Annotated in this window: 21 protein-coding genes and 1 riboswitch; of the genes, 3 read left to right on the top strand and 18 right to left on the bottom strand. The window is 49.8% G+C overall.

Annotated features, from left to right (window positions below):
• Window positions 1-41: 41 nt before the first annotated feature.
• The 17 genes from tnpA to citD all read right to left on the bottom strand — a co-directional run bounded on the left by tnpA (window position 42) and on the right by citD (window position 14,338).
• Window positions 42-512: an IS200/IS605 family transposase gene (gene tnpA, locus QTL79_RS16695; protein ID WP_346353254.1), complete on the bottom strand. Its 471-nt coding sequence runs from the start codon at window positions 510-512 to the stop codon at window positions 42-44.
• Between the two features lie 193 nt (window positions 513-705).
• Window positions 706-1,089 carry a fluoride efflux transporter CrcB gene (gene crcB / locus QTL79_RS16690; protein WP_346356091.1) on the bottom strand — a complete coding sequence of 128 codons (384 nt, stop codon included), beginning with the start codon at window positions 1,087-1,089 and terminating at the stop codon, window positions 706-708.
• Window positions 1,090-1,108: 19 nt separating this feature from the next.
• Window positions 1,109-1,459, bottom strand: coding sequence for a DUF190 domain-containing protein (locus tag QTL79_RS16685; protein ID WP_346356090.1), 351 nt, complete (start codon window positions 1,457-1,459; stop codon window positions 1,109-1,111).
• A 108-nt stretch (window positions 1,460-1,567) separates the two neighbouring features.
• Window positions 1,568-2,866, bottom strand: a complete 1,299-nt coding sequence (gene hcp / locus QTL79_RS16680) for a hydroxylamine reductase (protein WP_346356089.1) — start codon at window positions 2,864-2,866, stop codon at window positions 1,568-1,570.
• Window positions 2,867-2,950: 84 nt separating this feature from the next.
• The gene (locus QTL79_RS16675) at window positions 2,951-3,142 is read right to left on the bottom strand and encodes a hypothetical protein (RefSeq protein WP_346356088.1); all 192 of its coding nucleotides are present in this window, start codon (window positions 3,140-3,142) and stop codon (window positions 2,951-2,953) included.
• A gap of 87 nt (window positions 3,143-3,229) precedes the next feature.
• Window positions 3,230-3,333, bottom strand: a riboswitch (SAM riboswitch).
• A gap of 68 nt (window positions 3,334-3,401) precedes the next feature.
• Window positions 3,402-5,813: a heavy metal translocating P-type ATPase gene (locus tag QTL79_RS16670; RefSeq protein WP_428845488.1), complete on the bottom strand. Its 2,412-nt coding sequence runs from the start codon at window positions 5,811-5,813 to the stop codon at window positions 3,402-3,404.
• A gap of 120 nt (window positions 5,814-5,933) precedes the next feature.
• Window positions 5,934-6,932 (bottom strand): sugar phosphate isomerase/epimerase family protein, encoded by a 999-nt coding sequence (locus QTL79_RS16665; protein WP_346356087.1) that lies wholly within the window; start codon window positions 6,930-6,932, stop codon window positions 5,934-5,936.
• A gap of 46 nt (window positions 6,933-6,978) precedes the next feature.
• Window positions 6,979-8,046 (bottom strand): M48 family metallopeptidase, encoded by a 1,068-nt coding sequence (locus tag QTL79_RS16660; protein ID WP_346356086.1) that lies wholly within the window; start codon window positions 8,044-8,046, stop codon window positions 6,979-6,981.
• A gap of 16 nt (window positions 8,047-8,062) precedes the next feature.
• The gene (locus QTL79_RS16655) at window positions 8,063-8,830 is read right to left on the bottom strand and encodes an SDR family NAD(P)-dependent oxidoreductase (RefSeq protein WP_346356085.1); all 768 of its coding nucleotides are present in this window, start codon (window positions 8,828-8,830) and stop codon (window positions 8,063-8,065) included.
• 115 nt (window positions 8,831-8,945) lie between these two features.
• On the bottom strand, window positions 8,946-9,482 hold the full coding sequence (locus tag QTL79_RS16650) for a hypothetical protein (RefSeq protein ID WP_346356084.1): 537 nt from the start codon (window positions 9,480-9,482) through the stop codon (window positions 8,946-8,948).
• Window positions 9,483-9,535: 53 nt separating this feature from the next.
• The gene (locus tag QTL79_RS16645; protein ID WP_346356083.1) at window positions 9,536-9,685 is read right to left on the bottom strand and encodes a hypothetical protein; all 150 of its coding nucleotides are present in this window, start codon (window positions 9,683-9,685) and stop codon (window positions 9,536-9,538) included.
• A 13-nt stretch (window positions 9,686-9,698) separates the two neighbouring features.
• Window positions 9,699-10,856 carry a sodium ion-translocating decarboxylase subunit beta gene (locus QTL79_RS16640; RefSeq protein WP_346356082.1) on the bottom strand — a complete coding sequence of 386 codons (1,158 nt, stop codon included), beginning with the start codon at window positions 10,854-10,856 and terminating at the stop codon, window positions 9,699-9,701.
• A gap of 37 nt (window positions 10,857-10,893) precedes the next feature.
• A complete protein-coding gene (locus QTL79_RS16635; RefSeq protein ID WP_346356081.1) occupies window positions 10,894-11,292 on the bottom strand; it encodes a biotin/lipoyl-containing protein in 399 nt (132 codons plus the stop codon).
• A 19-nt stretch (window positions 11,293-11,311) separates the two neighbouring features.
• Complete coding sequence (locus QTL79_RS16630; RefSeq protein WP_346356080.1) at window positions 11,312-11,584, bottom strand: hypothetical protein; 273 nt, start codon at window positions 11,582-11,584, stop codon at window positions 11,312-11,314.
• A gap of 36 nt (window positions 11,585-11,620) precedes the next feature.
• Entirely contained in the window at window positions 11,621-13,159 is a 1,539-nt protein-coding gene (gene citF / locus QTL79_RS16625; RefSeq protein WP_346356079.1) for a citrate lyase subunit alpha, read from the bottom strand.
• Between the two features lie 18 nt (window positions 13,160-13,177).
• Window positions 13,178-14,053: an aldolase/citrate lyase family protein gene (locus tag QTL79_RS16620; RefSeq protein ID WP_346356093.1), complete on the bottom strand. Its 876-nt coding sequence runs from the start codon at window positions 14,051-14,053 to the stop codon at window positions 13,178-13,180.
• A 12-nt stretch (window positions 14,054-14,065) separates the two neighbouring features.
• Window positions 14,066-14,338, bottom strand: a complete 273-nt coding sequence (gene citD, locus QTL79_RS16615; RefSeq protein ID WP_346356092.1) for a citrate lyase acyl carrier protein — start codon at window positions 14,336-14,338, stop codon at window positions 14,066-14,068.
• A 224-nt stretch (window positions 14,339-14,562) separates the two neighbouring features.
• Here citD and QTL79_RS16610 point away from each other — a divergent pair, with 224 nt between their 5' ends.
• From QTL79_RS16610 to QTL79_RS16600, 3 genes are all read left to right on the top strand, one after another.
• Window positions 14,563-15,447, top strand: a complete 885-nt coding sequence (locus tag QTL79_RS16610; protein ID WP_346356078.1) for a LysR family transcriptional regulator — start codon at window positions 14,563-14,565, stop codon at window positions 15,445-15,447.
• Window positions 15,448-15,710: 263 nt separating this feature from the next.
• Window positions 15,711-17,018, top strand: a complete 1,308-nt coding sequence (locus QTL79_RS16605; protein WP_346356077.1) for a CitMHS family transporter — start codon at window positions 15,711-15,713, stop codon at window positions 17,016-17,018.
• Between the two features lie 156 nt (window positions 17,019-17,174).
• A complete protein-coding gene (locus QTL79_RS16600) occupies window positions 17,175-19,205 on the top strand; it encodes a methyl-accepting chemotaxis protein (RefSeq protein ID WP_346356076.1) in 2,031 nt (676 codons plus the stop codon).
• A gap of 58 nt (window positions 19,206-19,263) precedes the next feature.
• Here QTL79_RS16600 and QTL79_RS16595 read toward each other — a convergent pair whose 3' ends face one another.
• Window positions 19,264-19,647, bottom strand: coding sequence for a hypothetical protein (locus QTL79_RS16595; RefSeq protein WP_346356075.1), 384 nt, complete (start codon window positions 19,645-19,647; stop codon window positions 19,264-19,266).
• Window positions 19,648-19,659: the final 12 nt, after the last annotated feature.

Here is a 19,659-nt window from a genome sequence, read left to right as displayed (position 1 = left end):
CGCCAACCGCATAGCCTTTTCAGTCTACCCCTAAAGGGGTCTTATTTCGACTTTTTTGCTGGCTCACCCGTGAACGGGTCAACTAGCTCTTTCAAAGTAAGTTGCTCGGCGATCACATCGTCTTTTAACTGATTTTTGATATACTCTTCAATTGCTTTTTTATTTCGACCTACTGTATCTACATAGTATCCTTTACACCAAAACTGTCGATTGCCATATCGATATTTCAAGTTCGCATGCCTATCAAATATCATTAATGAACTCTTTCCTTTTAGATACCCCACAAAACTTGACACGCTTATTTTCGGCGGTATGCTTACCAACATGTGAACGTGATCCGGGCAAGCACTTGCTTCTATAATTTCAACACCTTTATGTTCGCATAGCTTTCTCAGTATAACTCCGATATCACTTTTTATTTTCCCATATATGATTTGTCTTCTGTATTTCGGTGCGAAAACTATATGGTATTTGCATTTCCATTTTGTGTGTGCTAAACTGCTGTTATCCATTTTGGATACTCCTCCTTTGTTAGTTTATGCGGTCGGCAAACCTGCATTTATTCTAGCAAAGGAGGCTTTTCTTTTCTACTTATAGCTATAAGCTTTCCGGAACCACACGCCTAGCGCGTGGTTTTCTTTATACAAAAAAACAGGTCGAATGACGCAGCAGTCATTCGACCTGTTTTTTTTAAGAAGCACAAAACTATAGCGACCGAGCCACGAGCATTCCCGCCCAAGTCGCGCTAAAACCAATCAGACAATTTAAAGACACGTTGGCCAGAACCAGTAAATACTCGGCCTCTTCCAACATTTTTATCGTTTCATAGCTGAACGACGAAAAAGTGGTAAGACCGCCGAGGAAGCCGACGGTAATCAATAAGCGCCAAAGCGGATTGATGATAAACCGCTCTGTTGCAAATGTCATAAACAAGCCAATAATAAAACAGCCGATTACATTTACCGCCAATGTTCCATAAGGGAAAAACGGTCCTAGGCGCTGCGCAAGCCACTGTGATGTCAGGTAGCGAGAAACTGAGCCAATTCCGCCTCCAATTGCAATAATCAATAGGTGTTGCCAGTTATTCATCTTTCAATCCTTTCGATGCTCAAACGCGCGCAAGCGGCTTATTGCCATATTTGATAACCTCAATATCGTCGACAGTCACCAAGCCCTCTTGCACCACTTCATCCAAATACGGCAGTAATTTCTCTATATATTCTTCGCTATCGATAATCTCCACCAAAATTGGCAAATCGGATGAAAGATCAATAATCTTAGCCGTATGAATCCGGCTATGCGCACCGTAGCCCATCAAGCCGCGAAACACTGTCGCACCGGCAATATCAAAGCTCTTCGCCGTTTCCACAATCGCCTGAAACAGCGGTTTTCCCTGACAGCGATCACTTTCGCCAATATAGATGCGTAACCGCTTCGCTCGACTGGTAATTTTAGGCATGCCGTTCCCCCTCCGTTTATTTTATTCCTATTATATGTCGCGTCAAGACCAGCTGCAAGTCTTATAAGCATAACGACAGCGGGATTTTCATCCCGCTGTCGCCTCGCCTTAGCCTAAAATCGCTTTCAAATCTTCTGCCGGCGTTGTAATTAATTTCAAATTGAAATTGTCTTGCAAAACTTTGAACACATTCGCCGTCAAGAATGCCGGCGGCGTCGGTCCGATCCGAATATCCTTCACGCCAAGATGCAAGAGCGTGAGTAAGATCGCCACTGCTTTTTGTTCATACCAGGACAAAATCATCGACAGCGGCAGTTCGTTCACACCACATTTGAAAACTTCAGCCAGTGCCAACGCCACCTGTATGCCTGAATAGGCATTGTTGCACTGCCCTAAGTCAAGCAAACGCGGAATGCCGTCAATATCGCCGAACTCAAGGTGATTAAAACGGAACTTCCCGCAGGCAACCGTAAGAATAATACAGTCTTTCGGTATTTGCTGCGCCAATTCCGTATAATAGTTACGCCCCGGCTTAGCTCCATCACAACCGCCGACCAGGAAAAAGCGGCGAATCTTACCGGCTTTGACCGCTGCAACAATTTTATCCGCCAGACTCAAAATGACGCTGTGATGATGTCCGGTCGGCAGCATATAGTCACCGCTCACTTCCGCCAACGGCGGCAAACTTTTTGCAGCGCTGATAACGGCGCTAAAATCTCTTTCCGTCAAATGACGTGCGTCATCGGCTTGTACGCCTGTCACGCTGCGTGTAAAAATACGTTCCTGATAAGAGCAATTCTCCAGTGGCGGCATCACGCAGTTTGTCGTGACAAGAATCGGACCGCTAAACGCAGCGAACTCTTTGCGCTGATTCTGCCATGCAGTACCGTAATTGCCCACGAGATGCGGATACTTATTAAGCGCCGGATAGGAATGAGCCGGCAACATTTCACCATGCGTATAAATATTGATGCCGCTGCCCTCGGTCTGTTTAAGCAGTTCCTCCAAGTCCAGCAGATCATGACCGGTCACCAGTATTCCCGCCCCTGCCTTTGTTCCGGTAAAGACTTTGACCGGAACCGGACTGCCGAATCGAGCCAGATGCGCCTTATCCAGCATTTCCATCGCGCGAAGATTCATCGCACCGCATTTCAAAACCATTTCAATATGTCGGTTCAAATTAAAATTCACATTAGTCAGGGTAAAAAACAATGCATCATGCGCAAACGCGTCAACCTGATCATCTTTTGCGCCCAGCTCCCGGGCATGATGCGCATAAGCGGCAATCCCTTTGAGCCCGAAAAGCAACGTGTCCTGCAAGCTGGCAATGTCTTCATTCTTGCCGCAAACACCGACTTTTGTACAGCCCGTCCCTCCGGCAGTTTGTTCACATTGATAACAAAACATTCTTCCGCCCCCTTTTATTTGCTAAATAAACACCTCGCCTTCATTTTACATCTTTTGTATTTTTTAGCAACAAGAAAATCCCTTTCAACGGGCCGCCTCCGCCGTACGCTGCAAGAGCGGCGCAGACACGCTAAGACATTCTTCCTTCCACCATTCGGCAGCATTCTTTTCCACTTTACGCTGTGAAAAGTGAACCACACAGCCATTGCGAATCACAATCACGACCTCTTCCTCGCCGCCAGGTAAATTACGAATATCGGTTACATTCTTTTTCATTAGATACCCCTTTCGGGCAGCAACACTCTTTTCCACAAATAAAAACAGCCCCTTCCGAGGAAAGGGCTGTGATTTTCATCTGCCTTCCTCTCATCTTCCAGAACCTATCGTTCTGCTGGATTTAGCACCACTGCATTGCTGCCGGTTGCCGGGTGTCATCGGGCCAGTCCCTCGACCTCTCTTGATAAGAGCGTTACGCCATATATAATTATTTTAAATTTTAACATTTTCACTGTAACATTGTCAACATTTTTTCTTTTCACAACGGCATGCGCCGTAAGCGCAATGCATTGCTTAAAACGGAGAGCGAACTAAACGCCATTGCCGCACCGGCAATCACCGGCGACAACCAACCCGCAGCCGCAATCGGAATCCCGATTACATTGTAAAGCAAGGCCCAGAAGAGATTTTGCCGGATATTTTTCATCGTAGCGCGGCTTATTTGAATGGTGGCCGCAATTCCCTTCAGGTCACCGCGAACCAACGTGACATCGCCCGCTTCCATTGCAATATCCGTGCCCGTTCCCATCGCGATACCGACATCCGCCAGCGCCAGCGCCGGTGCGTCATTGATCCCGTCACCGGCCATGGCAACGACTTTGCCCTGTTGCTGCAGGACTCTCACTTGCTCCGCCTTATCTTCCGGCAATACTTCGGCCATGAGATGCCGGATTCCGACCTGATCGGCAATGGCTTGGGCCGTGCGCCGATTATCGCCGGTTACCATCCAGACTTCAATACCTAATCGATCCAATTCGGCCACTGCGGCCTTCGACGTTTCTTTTACCGTATCGGCTACAGCCAAGAGCGCTGCCATTTTCCCGTCAATGGCAGCAAAGATGACGGTCTTTCCCTCTTCTTCGAGTTTTTCCGCTTTGCCCATGCAATGCGCAAGATCCGCGCCTTGTTCCGCCATTAATTTTCTCGTACCAATCGCAATGCTTCGCCCTGCCTGTTTCGCAATGATGCCGCCGCCAGGTAATGCTCGGAATTCTTCAACATCAGCAACCAGCACGATGCCGCGTTTTCTCACGCCTTCCACAACCGCCTTCGCCAGCGGATGTTCCGATAAACGTTCCGTGCCACCCAAGATCGCAAGAAGTTCCTCTTCCGTCAGTTCTTCATTGTAAGAAATCAGTTCCGTCAATTCCGGTTTTCCGTGCGTAATCGTTCCCGTTTTATCGAGAATAATCGCCGATACCCGGTGCGCTTTTTCCAGTTGCTCGCCGCCTTTAAACAAAATTCCGGTTTCAGCGGCGCGCCCGGTTCCAACCATAATCGAAGTCGGCGTCGCCAAACCCAACGCACAAGGGCAGGCAATGACCATGACTGCCGTCGCATTCATAACCGCTTGCGTCAGTTCTCCCGGACTGAAAATAAAATACCAAAGCAAAAAGGTGACAAATGAGGCTGCAACGACAAACGGGACAAAGTAACCGGAGATTACATCCGCCAAGCGCTGAATCGGAGCTTTTGAACCCTGCGCCGCTTCAACCACGCGGATGATTTGCGCCAACACGGTATCTTTACCGATTTTTTGCGCCTCCATACGCAAGCTGCCATGAATATTGACGCTTGCCCCGACAAGTTTGTCACCTACGTTTTTTTCCACCGGAAGACTTTCACCAGTCAGCATTGATTCATCGACTGTAGACCCCCCGCCTATGACCACACCATCGACCGGGATTTTTTCGCCTGGACGAACAAGGACAACATCCCCATATCGTACTTGTGAAATAGGGAGTTCCTGCTCGTGACCATCGCGCAAAACAAGTGCTGTTTTCGCCTGCAGCCCCATCAACTTTTTAATCGCTGCAGAAGTCTGTCCTTTAGCTCTCGCTTCCAGCATTCGGCCAAGCAGAATCAGCGTGATCAAGAGAGCCGATGTTTCATAATATGCCATGCCCAATCCGCCCAGCGTATGGTACAGGCTGAAAAAGTAAGCCGCGCTTGTTCCCATCGCCACGAGCACTGCCATATTCGCGCCGCCATGCCGTAAAGAATTGAATGCATCACGATAAAACTGAAACCCGGCGTAAAATTGCACCGGCGTCGCTAAAGCCCATTGAAAATAAGAATGAAAGAGAATTCGCGGCAGATAAGCGGCAAAACCCAACATATCCGCTGCCATTGCCGCTACCAGCGGGAAGGAGAAGCAGGCAGCCACCGTTAAGTAGCGTTTCTGCCGCCGAATTTCAGCCTGCCTGGCTACCGCTTCTTTATCGGTCTCGCCTTCCGTTTCCGCCCCTTCCGTAGAACGCAAGCTCCCTTCAAAACCGGCCTTTCGAACCGCCGTCAATATTTGCTCCGCTTCAATCTCCACGCCGCCCTCTACAGTCAGCCTAGCCATCGCATAATTAACCCGCGCCGACGTAATATCCGCTTGCTTGTTGACAACCTTCTCAATCCTCACCGCACAGGCGGCGCAGCTCATCCCTTGCAGGTCAAACTCTAACTGCTTCAGGCTGACGCCGTAACCGAGCGCCTCGATTTTTCCAAAAATCTGCGCTGTGTTTAATAAGAGCGGATCATATTCCAGACTGAGTCGCGCCGTTGCCAGGTTCACATTCGCTTGGCTGACGCCAGGCAAGCGAAGTATCGCTTTTTCCACACGCGCCGAACACGCACCACATGACATTCCTTCTATCATCAATGTCAGTTTTTTCATCATCAGACCTCCATTACTGCAGCATGCATCTTCCTTCTTTTTTACTATAGCAAAACATTATGAAGATGCGATGAATAATTCTATAAACTCCTTCGCTCACTACAAAAAAATCCTCCGCCGGTTTCATCCGTTGGCAGAGGATTTTATGCTTCGATTGCCTTTTTCCAAGGCTTGTTGCTGCAGCGAAATTTTCCGTCCCCATTCTGACAACGAGCCAAACATAAATTCATGCACCAAATAATCCGGTTCAACATAATCGACGATTTTTTTTGCCTGCTCCGTTTCAAAGGGAAGATGTTCATCAATCTGCAGGACATGGCGCATCATCATTTCCAAATCGTAACTTTGCTCCGCTTCCATAAGAGCCGCTTCACAGGACTGCTCGACATATTGCCCCGACAATGAGCAATGTAAATGAATTCCCTTTATCTTTCGGCGATATTCCCCCAGTTTCTTGAGCGTATCAAGGATAAACTCGACGCCATCTTCCTGGCGACTCAAACCCGGATTCGTATTCATCAGATGTCCTGTATCCAACATGATGCCGGTCTTCTCATGCCTGACTCCCTCTAGAAGACGGGCCGTTAGCCGGGCATTACGCAGCGTCAGGCCCGGCCACCACAAATTCTCGAATAACAATTCCATTTCCGGCGGAATATCGGCTGTCAATTCGTTCACTACATCAATGGCCGCTTCGATAACTTCCTCATTCGAATGGCTGAACTGCCAGTGAAACAATTCGCCCGGCAAGACATTGCTGACATGAAAGACCAGATATTTCGCTTCCGCTTCTCTTGCCGTTCGAATATCACGGCGAAAATGTTCTAGCCATTCCGACCGATTCGCTCCGCCGTAATACTCGTTGATTTCACGTTGCGACGAAAACTGACGCGCCAAGCCTTTCTTGTCGCCGCGCCAGAAATCAAGCCAGTTCGGCCAGAAACGAAGATGCACACCCTGCACCCACTCTTTCTTGTGCACTTGAGCATCCCAGGGATCGCAAAACATCATTTCCAGTCCATTCAAGCAATGTTCCTTTAAAAAACGCTGCAGTATCTGCGGATTATTGGCAATGACCGCCTGATCCGAACTGTAATTGGATAAATTCGCACATTGCAACATATTTCTGCCTCATATCCTTTATTTAACTACGCAAGCTACAAACGTATCAGATGTTTTTACCAAGAATCAGATTCAGACGGCTGACAAGTTCTTCCGCATCGCCGTCTCCATCGAGCGGGGTCATAACCGCTTGCCGCCCGAGATAAATGGAGCCGTCTTCGCCCAGATACGCAGCATCAGCAACTCCGTTATGAAAAGCACTCGCAAGATTTCCCGCAATTAAAAACGCCCGTTCTCCTGCGAGATATTCCCCGCTCTTGGTCGGCGTCACCCATTCTTTTCCGTTAACAACCAGTGTTTTTTCCGCATTGACCAGAACATGCCCATTGCTATATGCCGTCAAACGCTGCGCAAAGTTGCGTACCCGATCTGACATTTTAGGATGATTGTTAGGATTGATTACTCTCACTAATCCCTCTTTGTGTAATTCACCATACAAGGAACGCATTTTCAGCATCAGCGCAGCCGAACCGCCCGGATTGTAGCCACTACGTGTAGCATAGTCAAATCCGAGATTATCCGCTTCCCATTCCTGCTCCATCGTAATCACTTCATTATTAATATAATTATCGGCAACAGCGCCTAAAATGTAACTCATATTGTTCTCATTCGATGTTAAATAAAGATCGACCGCCAATGCCACGCTAATCATTTTCATCGTTCCCTTGACCGGATGTTTGCCTTCGCCATGGCCCATTTCATGCGCAATCATGGCAGCCAGCTCTGCATCATTTGTCTTCTCCAATGAACCACGGTTGATACTGATTACATGGCCAAGCGTGCAAAAAGCATTCATATCCTGTTCAGGATTGACGTAGACTGCGTAATCCGCTCTCACGCCGCCGGATGTTTTCAATCGTCCAACAATTCCTTTTACGCGCTCCGTTGCGGCTTCATTTTCATATACGCCCGTTTGCTTCTGGCTGCTGCGCAGCATGTCCTTCTGCCCGTTTTCATTAATATTATTCAATTGATAATCGATCAATTTGTATGCCACCCCTGCATAGAGGAGCTGCTGGCCGAAACTAGCCGCTTCCGCTTTCGGCAACAAGCCGGTCAGCGGCAAAAAAGTCAGGCATAAAACCAAAACAGCACTTACGATTTGTTTCAGCATGATCATTCCTCCTTATTTAGCAGGCCGAAAGCCCGCCATCCACCGGCCAGATCGAGCCGCTTACCCAGGAAGCCTCTTCAGAAGCCAAAAATGCTATGACCTTGGCAACCTCTTCCGCACGACCGATTCGGCCAAGCGGATATACGGCAGCCATATCGCGCCGCGCCGCTGTTTGATCGTCACACTCTGCCAATTGCGCCTCGACCAGCGGCGTATCGACATCGCCGGGCGCTACGCAATTGACCCTGATTTTATAAGGACTGAGTTCGAGCGCCAACGCTTTACTGAATGCATTGACCGCCCCCTTCGCCGCACAGTATGCGCTGCACAGCAAATTGCCTCGCGCACCGGCATCAGAAGAAACATTCACGATACTGCCGCCTTGCGTGCGCAGCAACGGCAGCGCCTGCTGCGTAAGCAAGTACGTCCCTTTGACGTTGCCGTCCATAACCTGGTCATACTCCTCTTCGCTCGTATCTTGAAAGAGTTTCTCCAAATACAAACCGGCTGAGTTGATCAATATATCAATTCGTCCGTACGCAGCGGCTGTTTCCGCTACTGCATTGGCGCAATCGGCAAGCAACGTCACGTCCGTTTGAACATAAACAACCGCAGGCCAGCCACGCGCATTGAGCAACGCAAGCGCAGCCTCGCCTTTTTTTCGCTCGCGGCCGAGCAGCACGACTTTAGCGCCGCCAGCAAGCAGCACTTCGGCCGTCGCCAAGCCGATTCCCGACGTCCCGCCAGAAATCAGCGCCACTTTATCCGTAAAATCAAGTTTCACAGGAGCTTCCTCCTCATGTTATGCTTGCCAACATTATACCAAGTAGCGCCGGGAAAGACAAACAGGCTGCCGCGCCTTGCGCGACAACCTGTTCTCTTTCCCTACCGTTTCATATTCACTGTATCGTCTTTTGTTCCGCTACAGCAGCGCCTTCTTGTCCCGCCATGATTTTTTCCGGCAAGCACTGTTTTAGCGCTGTCAGCATTTCCGAACTCGGCTTAAAGTAAATCCGCCGATTCTCATTGCCGCCCGACGTTTCATAGCGATACGCCAGCGTCCAAACTTCCCGGTTATCGAGCGCAGAATGCATCCGATAACTGCGCCGGAACTTTACTAAACCGACCAGCGCCGGTCGATACGGATATAAAGCAAACACATCGCTTAATGGCACATCCAGCTTCGTACGGCGAAACGATTTCTTTTCAAAACGAAAGCCTGCATCCGTCAACGTACAGCAATAACGGCTGTAGGAGCGTTCAAAGAGAAAACCGATGACCAGCAACTCCGCCAACCATTCGAGCGGAATGAAAATGCCCCATAAAAGCCACTTGGCAATTGTGGCCGCCAATAGCAATAACATGACGCACACCGATCCGCCGACAACCAAACGATTTTTCAGCGCCGTTTGCGATTCCACCTTGCATTCGTTCATGCCTTACCGCCTTTCCGCAGTCTCTGTATAAACCAGTGCATCAGACTACCTCTCTAGTCTACCTCATATTCATCCTCTTCTTCAACTACCGGAAAAGCTTTATGTATCAATTTTGTCACGCCGATAAAAACCAGAATGACGACAAACATCGTCGGCAGCGCAATTCCCATCATGGTCAGCGCTTGTACTGTTGCAGTTCCCATTTTCTTCGCTCCTCTACTTTGCTAATGCCGGAATCAGAGCCAGCACCAGGCCGCCAGCGACAACGGATGCTACCTGTCCGGCCACATTGACGCCGATGGCATGTTGAATGATAAAGTTTGTCGGATCTTCTTTGAGCGCCATCTTGGCAATAACGCGCCCCGACATCGGAAACGCGGAGATGCCGCATGCACCAATCATCGGATTCATCTTGTTGGAAGAAAACAGATTCATTAATTTGGCAAACAGCACGCCGCCTGCCGTATCAAAGACGAAAGCCACTGCGCCTAAGGCCATGATCATAGCAACCTCGAGCGTTAAGAAACGTTCCGCCGACATGGTTCCGCCGATCGTGATGCCAAGCAGCAACGTGACCAGATTGGCCAGTTCGTTCTGCGCTGCGTTTGAAAGATTGTCAACAACGCCGGATTCCTTCAAAATGTTGCCGAACATCAACGAACCGATCAGCGCGACCGAAATTGGCGCCACAATGCCCGCAATCAAAACAATTACGATAGGAAAAAGAAATTTCGCCGTTTGCGATACCGGTTCTTCATCTTCATAGCCCATCTTGATCTTACGCTCCGCTTCGGTTGTCAGCATGCGAATGACCGGCGGCTGAATGACCGGCACCAACGACATGTAAGAATAAGCAGCTACCGAGAGCGGGCCTAATAATTCCTGTGCAAAACGGCTAGCCACATAAATCGTCGTCGGACCATCGGCCGCGCCGATGATGCCGATCGATGCGGCATGTTCAAACGAAAAGCCCATGAACGTCGCTATCACTGCGCAGGAAAAGATCCCCACCTGCGCCGCGGCTGCAAAGAGCATGACGGAAGGACGCCGGATCAACGGCGTAAAATCGCACATCGCGCCGATTGCGACAAAAATCAATACCGGAAATAATTCATTGGCGATGCCGCCCTGGTATAAAACCCAGAGAAAGCCTTCTTCGCCGACCACTTTTGAAATAGCCGAAGAATGAGGAATATTGGCCAGTACCGCACCAAAACCGATCGGCAAGAGCAGAGCCGGTTCATAGTCTTTTTTGACCGCCAAATAGATCAGCAAACTGCCAATCAACCACATGACTACATGTTTCCATGTCAGTCCCAAAAATCCCATGAGCAATTCGTCAAGCCATGGGTATTGTAGAATCAATGCCTCCACAGTATATCCTCCTAGTTATAACGCTCTCTCGCTCTGCTTAACCGATGATGGCAAGCTGCTCGCCAGGTTTTACATTTTGCCCGTCACTTACTTGAATCGATTTGACCGTTCCATCCACCGGCGAAGCGATTTCATTTTGCATTTTCATCGCTTCAAGAATCATCACGACATCGCCTTTTTTCACTGCACTGCCGGCCTTTGCGACGATCCGAATCACTTTGCCCGGTAATGGAGCATTTAACGAAGTGTCGCCAGCCGCAACCGCAGCTGGTGCACTAGCAGGTTTTGCTGCTGCCACTGGTGCGGCAATCGGTTGTGCTGCCGGTGCTGCGACAACAGCCGCTTTCGGTTGCGCCGCACTGTTCTTGTTCACTTTTTCAACTTCCACGTTGTAGGTGACGCCATTCAATGTAATATTCAACTCAAACGAACTCATGATTTCATCCTCCGTTTTTTTATTTAGAACGCGCATTCATCTGTTGTTGCCGCCCGGCCATTTCCCACGCGGTATTAACTCTTTTAATCCGAAAAACGATATCTTTCGAATCTTCTTCCAGGATAACGTAAGCCGCTGCGGCCGCCGAAAGGATCGCCATCACTTCCGGGCTGATCGCATCAGATCCCTCAGGTACGCTCCGGTTCTCAACCGACTGTTCTACAGGCGGACGCTTTTTCTTTTTGCTTTGCTTTGCTTTGGGTTTGCCAAACAGAAAATCAAAAAGTCCCATTTCTTTCACCTCCCCGCCGCTCATTAGACAACGCTCTTACAACGGGCGACGCACCACATCGATAATGCTGCCGTCACGGTATTCGACAACCGCGACAACGTCATCGCTCACTTCGATTTCTTTCGGTTTACCCGTCAAGTCATACGCCATTTTCTGCATTTCCTCGATGCTCATCACCGGCAGCCAAGTATTTTTCAAATTATCCATCAGATCTGCACGGCGGGGATTGACTGCGATGCCGCGCTCGGTGATGATGACGTCGACCGTTTCACCAGGCGTAACCACCGTGTTGACTTTATCCAAGACCATTGGCAGACGACCGCGCAGCAGTGGCGCCACGACGATTGAAAGGTTGGCTCCGGCCGCCGTGTCGCAATGCCCGCCGGATGCGCCCATGATTTCTCCGTTCGAATCGGTGATGACGTTAACATTAAAGTCCACATCGACCTCGGTCGCGCTAAGGATGACCACGTCAAGATTATTGACGATCGGTCCGCCGTTATGCGGGTTGGCGTAGTAAGAGGCCGACATTTCAAGATGCCGCGGATTATTCTTGATCGATTCAATGGACGGAATATCAAAATCCTGTACATCGAAGAGAACTTCAAACAAGCCTTCTTCCAGCATTTCAATAAACGGCGCGGTTACGCCGCCGACTCCAAAGCTGCCTTTTATCTTTTGTGCAATCATTTTTTCTTTAATGAAGCGGGCCGCCGCAAGCGACGCGCCGCCGCTGCCGAGTTGCAACGAATAACCGTTTTTCAGATAGCCCGAATATTCAATGACGCCAGCCGCAAATTCGGCAATCAGCAGTTCGCGCGGATTGCGGCTGATGCGCAGCGCACCCGACGCAATGCCTTTCGGATCGCCAATGCTCGGCAGTTCGACAATATAATCCACTTGCGTCTGCGGGATACTGATCGGGAAAATCGGATGCGGTACCAAGTTATCGGTCAGCGCGATAACAGTGTCCGCGTATTCGGCATCCACCATCGCATAGCCCATCGAACCGCACGCCGACGGCCCATTCACGCCGTTGATGTTACCGAACGAATCACAGCATGCTGCGCCGATGAACGCCACGTCAATATGCAGTTCGCCGCTCTCAATCGCCCGTGCGCGCCCACCATGCGAGCGAATGATCGTTGGTTTCGCCAGTTTGCCGTACGTGAGAAACTTGCCGAGCTCGCCGCGCGCGCCGCTGGTTTCAATCGCCGAGATGACGCCCTGCTCCAGATAGGGCAGGATGCTTTCATTCACCGTGTTAAGGGAGCTCGGCGCCAGCGTGATGTTCTTGATTTTCTTTTTCGCAATCGTTTCGACGACTTTATTTAAAATGTAATCGCCATTTCTAAAATGATGATGGAACGAGATCGTCATTCCATCCTTGAGACCCGCAGCATCAATCGCATCTTCGATTGATTTTAACAACTTATTGGACTTTGGAATATTGACGCCCAGTTTCCGTCCGACGGAGCGGCCTTGCGGCTGCAACGCAAATGGTCCTTGATAGGGTTTTATCGTTTCAATCCCTTTAATTTGATCGGGAATAATTCTGCCGATACTGTTTATCATGTCGCAATCTCCTTCGCGCTATTTTCTGACCGCCGCCGCATAAGCCAAAACCCGTTCGGCCCGCGTCACAATCGGGGTATCGATCATTTTTCCGTCGATGGCGATGACGCCGGAATTACGCGCTAGCGCATCCTGGTACGCCGCAATCACTCTCTCTGCATGGGCAATTTCCTTTTCCGTCGGCGCAAAAATTTCCTGCACCAGACGAATTTGCTTCGGATTTACGACCGATTTGCCGTCAAAGCCCATTTCCTTGATGCGAATCGTTTCTTCGATGAAGCCTTGCTCATTGTTAATATCGGTATATACGCTGTCAATCGCTTGAATACCGGCGGCCCGAGCCGCCAAGACCAGCTGGCCGCGCGGCACGAAAAGCTCATTGCCGTGCGACGTGCGACTGGTCTTCAGATCGGCGATGAAATCTTCCCCGCCGATGGCCAGCGCAACCATACGCGGACTGGCAGTAGCGACTTCATAAGCATTCATCAAACCTTTCGCCGTTTCAATCGCCGCCATCATTTTGATCGATCCGGGTACAAAACCATTTTTTTCTTCTGCTTCGCTGATGATCTCATCCACAATTTGAATGTCTTTCGCAGTTTCCGCTTTCGGCAAACGAACCAAATCAGGCCGCGCCGGCAATACCACTTTCAAATCATCAAGGCCATATGGGGTCTGGATGTGATTGATGCGGATCGCCACTTCACAAGGATACTTTAAGCGCTTGATCGCATTATGCACTAAGCGTCTGGCCGAATCTTTCTCGCTGATTGCCACGGAGTCTTCCATATCAAAGATGACCGTGTCCGCTCCGTAAATTCCGGCGTTTTGCAGCATGGCCGGATTGTTTCCCGGCATGAACATCATCGCGCGGCGCATTGTTAATTTTTCCATCATTTTTCCTCCTTACCGAATCGCCCGCTCAATCGCGGTAGTCATACGCGCTTCAATCGTACAGTCCAGAGCCCCTTTATCGTTGGCATGGACTTTGACATCTTCAAGATTCCACTCCAGCAAAGTCTGCCGAATCACGGCTTTGATTTCATCGCCAAACTGCTTAAGCACCGGGCTGATCAGTTCGATTTCGATGCCGCTTCCCGCATCCGCCGGCGACAAGGTGATCATGATGTCGCTCGACTCCAATGTTCCGGCTTGCGCCACCTGCTTTATGCTCTTCATCACTTTCCTACCTCCATACATGTAAACGTAACGAAATTGTCAGAGTTATTATACTTCATCAACAATAATAGCAAAAATACAAATCCGCTATAGTAAGCGATAGAAATTATTTATGACAGATCTGCAACAAGGATTTGGCAGACTTATCTCGAATAATTTTAACGAGATGTCGGCACTGCTGCCTCGTTATGAGGATTTGCCGCTAATACGGGAGGAATTTTTAGATGGAAAACCGCGATTGGCTCATTCTACAAGAGCTCTATGCGAAAAAGAACATTACCAAAACCGCGCAAACATTATTTATCTCGCAACCGGCTCTAACGGCAAGATTGCGTCAAATCGAAAAGGAATTCGCCGTGCAAATCGTTCATCGCACCAGTAAGGGCGTAAAATTTACGCCGCAAGGCGAATATTTGGCTAAAACAGCCAGTAAAATGCTCGTCGATCTGCGTACCGTAAAGGAAACGGTCACCAACATGGGCAGCACGGTATCCGGCACACTGCGAATCGGCGCATCCAGCTATTTTACCACTTTCATTCTCCCCAGCCTGCTGCGCCACTTTAAAGATCGCTATCCGGCCGTCGAATTCAAGGTCACAACCGGTTGGAGCCGCGAAGTGTATCAGCAGGTCTACAACCAGGACGTTCATGTCGGTTTTGCCCGCGCCGACTATGAATGGCAAAACGAAAAACACCTGTTGTTTGAAGAAAATGTCTGTGTTGCTTCGCTTACCAAAATTGCGTTGGAAGATTTGCCGAACCTGCCGCGCATTGATTTTAAGACCGACTATGTTGTCAATGCCGCAACGGATACCTGGTGGCGCAACAATTTCTCCCAGCCGCCGCTGATCAGCATGGAAGTCGATCGTCTGGTGACCTGCAAGGAAATGGTGATCAACGGTTTGGGCTACGCGATCATGCCGGACATGATTTTACGCAGCACGCCTGACATCCACAAGATTCTCCTGCACATGCCCGACGGCCAGCCTCTGATCCGCAAAACCTGGATGATTCATCAAAAAGACGTTCGAGAGATGAATGTCGTGAAAGCCTTTATCGAATTTGTCGAAAATATGGATTTTAAGAATACGATTATGAATTCCATTTGATTTTCAAAACATCCGTCACTTATCTCAAAGCGACGGATGTTTTTTCTCTTCCAAGCGCGCCCTTAAAGCTTTTGCGCTTCTTCTTTGCGCGAAAGATAAGTATTTTTGATGCCTAGCTATCAATTGTTTAGATTTTACAGACTAATCGATACATATTACACTGTGAGTGCGAATTGAATATTAAAATAATTCCAAACGGGAGGGATAGAAAGCGCGGTAGTCATGCAGCAAGACAAATATTATTGCGAAAGGACTGATTCTTAGTGACGTTCTCATCTATTTTATCTATTTCAGGTTTTTTGATGGTTCTAATCTTTATGTATCTGATCATGTCAAAACGCTTATCCGCCATGGTGGCCCTGATCACAGTGCCCATCATCTTCGGCGCCATACTGGGATTCAGCCCGGCACTCGGCAAGATGATGATGGACGGCGTAAAACAAGTCGCCCCAACCGGCATTATGATTTGTTTTGCCATTCTATATTTCGGCATCATGATTGACACGGGAATGTTTGATCCGTTGATCAAACGCATCCTGGTCTTTGTCAAAGGCGATCCGGTGCGAATCGCGATCGGTACCGCCGTCTTGGCAGCTCTTGTTTCACTGGATGGCGACGGCTCCACCACGTACCTGGTCACGACGACGGCAATGCTCGGCGTGCACCGCGCCGTCGGCATGAATCCGATGATTTTGCCGGCCGTTACGATTGTTCTGAACAGCGTCATGAACATCATCCCCTGGGGCGGCCCCACCGGCCGTATCTTAGCAGCACTGAAGGTTGAGTCACAGGATGTCTTCGTGCCGATGATTCCTGCGATGGCGCTTGCCTGTATCTGGGTTCTCTTCCTCGCTTACCGCTGGGGCATGCAGGAACGCAAACGCCTTGGCATCGTAGATCTCGATCATGCCAAACTGGCCGCCGAAAACCACGACCCGGAAGTGGAAGCGTTGAAACGCCCGGACAAATTCTGGATCAACATCACGCTTACCGTTGTTTTACTGGTTTCGTTGGTCATCGAAGTCTTCCCGCTGGCTATTCTCTTCATGATCGGTACCGCACTGGCACTGCTGATCAACTACCCGAGTCTGAAACAACAAGGCGAACGCATCGCAGCCAATGGCGCGAATGCGATGCCGGTTGTCGCGCTGATTTTTTCCGCCGGTATTTTCATGGGCATCATGGCCGGCACGAAAATGGCTGACGCGATGGCAAAGAGCATCATCGCCTCAATTCCAGCTTCAATGGGACCTCATTTTTCTCTCATTACCGCTGTACTCAGCTTGCCCGGCACTTTCTTCATGACGAATGACGCCTTCTACTTCGGCGTATTGCCGGTTCTCGCCAAAGCGGCCGCCGCATACGGCATCACCGCACAGGAAATGGGCCGCGCCGCACTGATCGGTCAAGGTTCCCATCTGCTCAGTCCGCTGGTCGCCTCCACTTATCTCTTGGTCGGCTTGAACAAGGTCGAGTTCGGCGATTTGCAAAAATACGCCTTGCTGCCGGCAATTGGGGTATCCTTCATCTGGCTCCTGTATTGCTTGGCAACAGGTCTGATCCACTTTTAGTCGTACCATCTTCGGGCCAGAAGACGTAGCGGCAGCATCCGCTGCGTTCACTTGAAAACCCGTATGGATATACTTCCACAACGTTTCTGTTTTCGAAAAGGCGATTTCCCTTACGTAAGGGAAGTCGCCTTTTTACAAAAAGAGGAGGAAACACACATGAAAATCAATCTACGCTTACGTCTGACCGGACTAATCAGTTTGCTGCTCCTGCTTTCCCTCGGTCTGCTCGGCAGCACCAGCCTCTATTTGTCCAAAGACTATTTGGATCGCAGCATTCATGAAACCATTTCCAGCATCGCCGCCGGCAGTGCAGACCATGTCGCACAAGAAATTTCACTGATCGTCGCCCAACTAGAAGGCGTCGCCAGTCAGCCCGACATCAAAAACGGACAAAATATCCCCGCTTTACTGACCGCGCTATCCAGCGAAAATAAACGTCTTTCTCAGTTGACCAATATCAGCTATATTCGCCTCGACGGTTCTGCGCTACGCTCTAACGGCACAACATCCGACGTCAGCACCCGCAGCTACTATAAGAAAGTACTAGAAACAAAAAAACCGGTCATCTCCGACATCCTGCAGTCCGGTTCTTCCGGAAAAGCGGCCGTCATCGTTACGGTTCCGGTTATTGTCAACGGCAAATTACAAGCGATGCTTGGCGGCACACTGCCGCTCGATAACATCCTCTCGGCCGTTGATCAAATCCATTATAAGAAAACAGGGCATGGTTACTTGATTGACGACTCCGGCCTGCTGCTGACGCATCCTAAAGCTCCTGAGCTGGTCGGTAAGTTGGATTTGACGAAAAAAGACAGCGCACAAAAAGCAGCATCGGCCTTGCCGCTCCTGGATGATCGCCTCTTGAACCTCTTTAGTCAAACCGCCAGCGACAATAAGCAGCATAGCGGCTATTATTCTTTTACCGACGGCGTCCTCTACGACTCCGTATTCACGCCAATCGAATTACCCGGCGGACAGAAATGGGTCTTAGCCGTAAGCGTTGCGGAACAGGAATCGAGCGACGCACTGCACCGACTGGCCTGGGTTATTCTTTCGCTTACCCTCTTTTGTCTGCTGCTCAGCCTGCTCTTTTCCTACCTGATCAGTTGCCGAATTTCAAAGCCGATCCAATTGCTGCGCCAGGAAGCGTTATTGATCGCCGACGGCAATCTTAGTCAGCGCGTATTGAACATTGATCGCAATGACGAAATCGGCGATCTGGCACAAGGAATTTCCGTCATGTCCAACCATTTGCGCGAGTTGCTGTCGGGTATTACCAGCGAATCAGGCAAATTGACCGCCGCATCGGATGCACTGAGCAGCGGGGCCGATCAATCCGCACAGGCAACCACGCAGATCGCGGTCATCATAACCGAGCTGGCCGAAGGCATTCAAACGCAATCCAACGCCGTTGCCACCTCAACCGTGACGACGCAGGCCATCGCCTCGGCCATTCAGCACGCTGCGCAAAACACAAGCAAAGTCAATCATATTTCACAGGAAACGACCACGGCCGCTGAAAATGGCGGTAATGCAGTCGCTGCCGCCAAGGTGCAAATGGGCAATATTGAAAAAACAGTGCAGCACTCCTCACGCGTAATCACTTCCCTCGGTACGCGTTCCGAGGAGATCGGGCAAATCATTGACACGATTTCCGGCATCGCCGCACAAACCAATCTTTTAGCGCTTAATGCCGCGATCGAAGCGGCCCGTGCCGGTGAACAGGGACGCGGGTTCGCGGTCGTTGCCGACGAGGTTCGCAAGCTGGCGGAACAATCGCAAGCCGCCGCCAATCAAATCGCTACGCTAATTAGTGAGATTCAATCCGACACCCAAGAAGCCGTTCAAGTCATCCAGGCTGGCGCCGCTGAAGTCGACGCCGGCGTTCGCGTCGTAGACAGCGCGGGAGAAGCATTCAGCAACATTGCCGCGCTCATTGCGCAAAGCGTCGGCATGATTTCCGAAATAGATGCCGCCATGCGCCAAGTGAGTGCTGACAGCAGCAAAATGGTTGTTGCGACGCAGTCCATCAACAGCATCACACATTCAAACGCCGATCAAACACAATCCGTATCGGCAGCGGCGCAAGAACAGAGCGCAACCTTGCAGGAAGTGGCTGCGTCCTGCCATGCTCTGCGGCAAATGGCCGACGATCTGCAGCGGCGCGTCCAGCGTTTTACAATGTAGCTCAACTAAACAAAAAAGAATCGCTTTTTTAGCGATTCTTTTTTGTTTAGTTGAGCTACTACCTGTTGTCCGGCTTCACTACACCATGCTCAATGTTGCCATTTCTGCCATCCGGCCGATTATGCCGTTCACGTTCCTGCCCATGTCGTTCTTTTGCGACCGATACATAAAGCACTTCACCCTGCAGATTTTTTTGAACAAAGATTCGTTCGCCGGGCTTTATCGCAGCCATGTTTACTGCGGCACCGGACAAATCAAGTGTTTGCGTGCGAAAAAAATCCGCCACCGTGACTTGCGATCCTTCGACGCCTTTGACAACTCCTTGCACTCGAAACATCGCATGCGCTGCAACATTCAATACGCCTACAAAAATTAGAACAATGACAACACCCCAGATTTTGCGTTTATGTTCGGCCAAACGTGAAATCGTTTCTTTAATCATTCCGGACGCCTC

Origin of the sequence: Azotosporobacter soli (assembly GCF_030542965.1) — a bacterium.
Classification (GTDB): Bacteria; Bacillota; Negativicutes; order SG130; family SG130; genus Azotosporobacter; species Azotosporobacter soli.
Note: the sequence above shows the minus strand (reverse complement) of the source record. Positions and strands in the feature narration are given on the sequence as shown.

What these genes read in the sequence shown, in the direction of transcription:
- tnpA (WP_346353254.1), bottom strand. Translation starts at nt 512, where the DNA reads ATGGATAACAGCAGTTTAGCACACACAAAATGGAAATGCAAATACCAT.
- crcB (WP_346356091.1), bottom strand. Translation starts at nt 1,089, where the DNA reads ATGAATAACTGGCAACACCTATTGATTATTGCAATTGGAGGCGGAATT.
- QTL79_RS16685 (WP_346356090.1), bottom strand. Translation starts at nt 1,459, where the DNA reads ATGCCTAAAATTACCAGTCGAGCGAAGCGGTTACGCATCTATATTGGC.
- hcp (WP_346356089.1), bottom strand. Translation starts at nt 2,866, where the DNA reads ATGTTTTGTTATCAATGTGAACAAACTGCCGGAGGGACGGGCTGTACA.
- QTL79_RS16675 (WP_346356088.1), bottom strand. Translation starts at nt 3,142, where the DNA reads ATGAAAAAGAATGTAACCGATATTCGTAATTTACCTGGCGGCGAGGAA.
- QTL79_RS16670 (WP_428845488.1), bottom strand. Translation starts at nt 5,813, where the DNA reads ATGATGAAAAAACTGACATTGATGATAGAAGGAATGTCATGTGGTGCG.
- QTL79_RS16665 (WP_346356087.1), bottom strand. Translation starts at nt 6,932, where the DNA reads ATGTTGCAATGTGCGAATTTATCCAATTACAGTTCGGATCAGGCGGTC.
- QTL79_RS16660 (WP_346356086.1), bottom strand. Translation starts at nt 8,046, where the DNA reads ATGCTGAAACAAATCGTAAGTGCTGTTTTGGTTTTATGCCTGACTTTT.
- QTL79_RS16650 (WP_346356084.1), bottom strand. Translation starts at nt 9,482, where the DNA reads ATGAACGAATGCAAGGTGGAATCGCAAACGGCGCTGAAAAATCGTTTG.
- QTL79_RS16645 (WP_346356083.1), bottom strand. Translation starts at nt 9,685, where the DNA reads ATGGGAACTGCAACAGTACAAGCGCTGACCATGATGGGAATTGCGCTG.
- QTL79_RS16635 (WP_346356081.1), bottom strand. Translation starts at nt 11,292, where the DNA reads ATGAGTTCGTTTGAGTTGAATATTACATTGAATGGCGTCACCTACAAC.
- QTL79_RS16630 (WP_346356080.1), bottom strand. Translation starts at nt 11,584, where the DNA reads ATGGGACTTTTTGATTTTCTGTTTGGCAAACCCAAAGCAAAGCAAAGC.
- citF (WP_346356079.1), bottom strand. Translation starts at nt 13,159, where the DNA reads ATGATAAACAGTATCGGCAGAATTATTCCCGATCAAATTAAAGGGATT.
- QTL79_RS16620 (WP_346356093.1), bottom strand. Translation starts at nt 14,053, where the DNA reads ATGGAAAAATTAACAATGCGCCGCGCGATGATGTTCATGCCGGGAAAC.
- citD (WP_346356092.1), bottom strand. Translation starts at nt 14,338, where the DNA reads ATGAAGAGCATAAAGCAGGTGGCGCAAGCCGGAACATTGGAGTCGAGC.
- QTL79_RS16610 (WP_346356078.1), top strand. Translation starts at nt 14,563, where the DNA reads ATGGAAAACCGCGATTGGCTCATTCTACAAGAGCTCTATGCGAAAAAG.
- QTL79_RS16600 (WP_346356076.1), top strand. Translation starts at nt 17,175, where the DNA reads ATGAAAATCAATCTACGCTTACGTCTGACCGGACTAATCAGTTTGCTG.
- QTL79_RS16595 (WP_346356075.1), bottom strand. Translation starts at nt 19,647, where the DNA reads ATGATTAAAGAAACGATTTCACGTTTGGCCGAACATAAACGCAAAATC.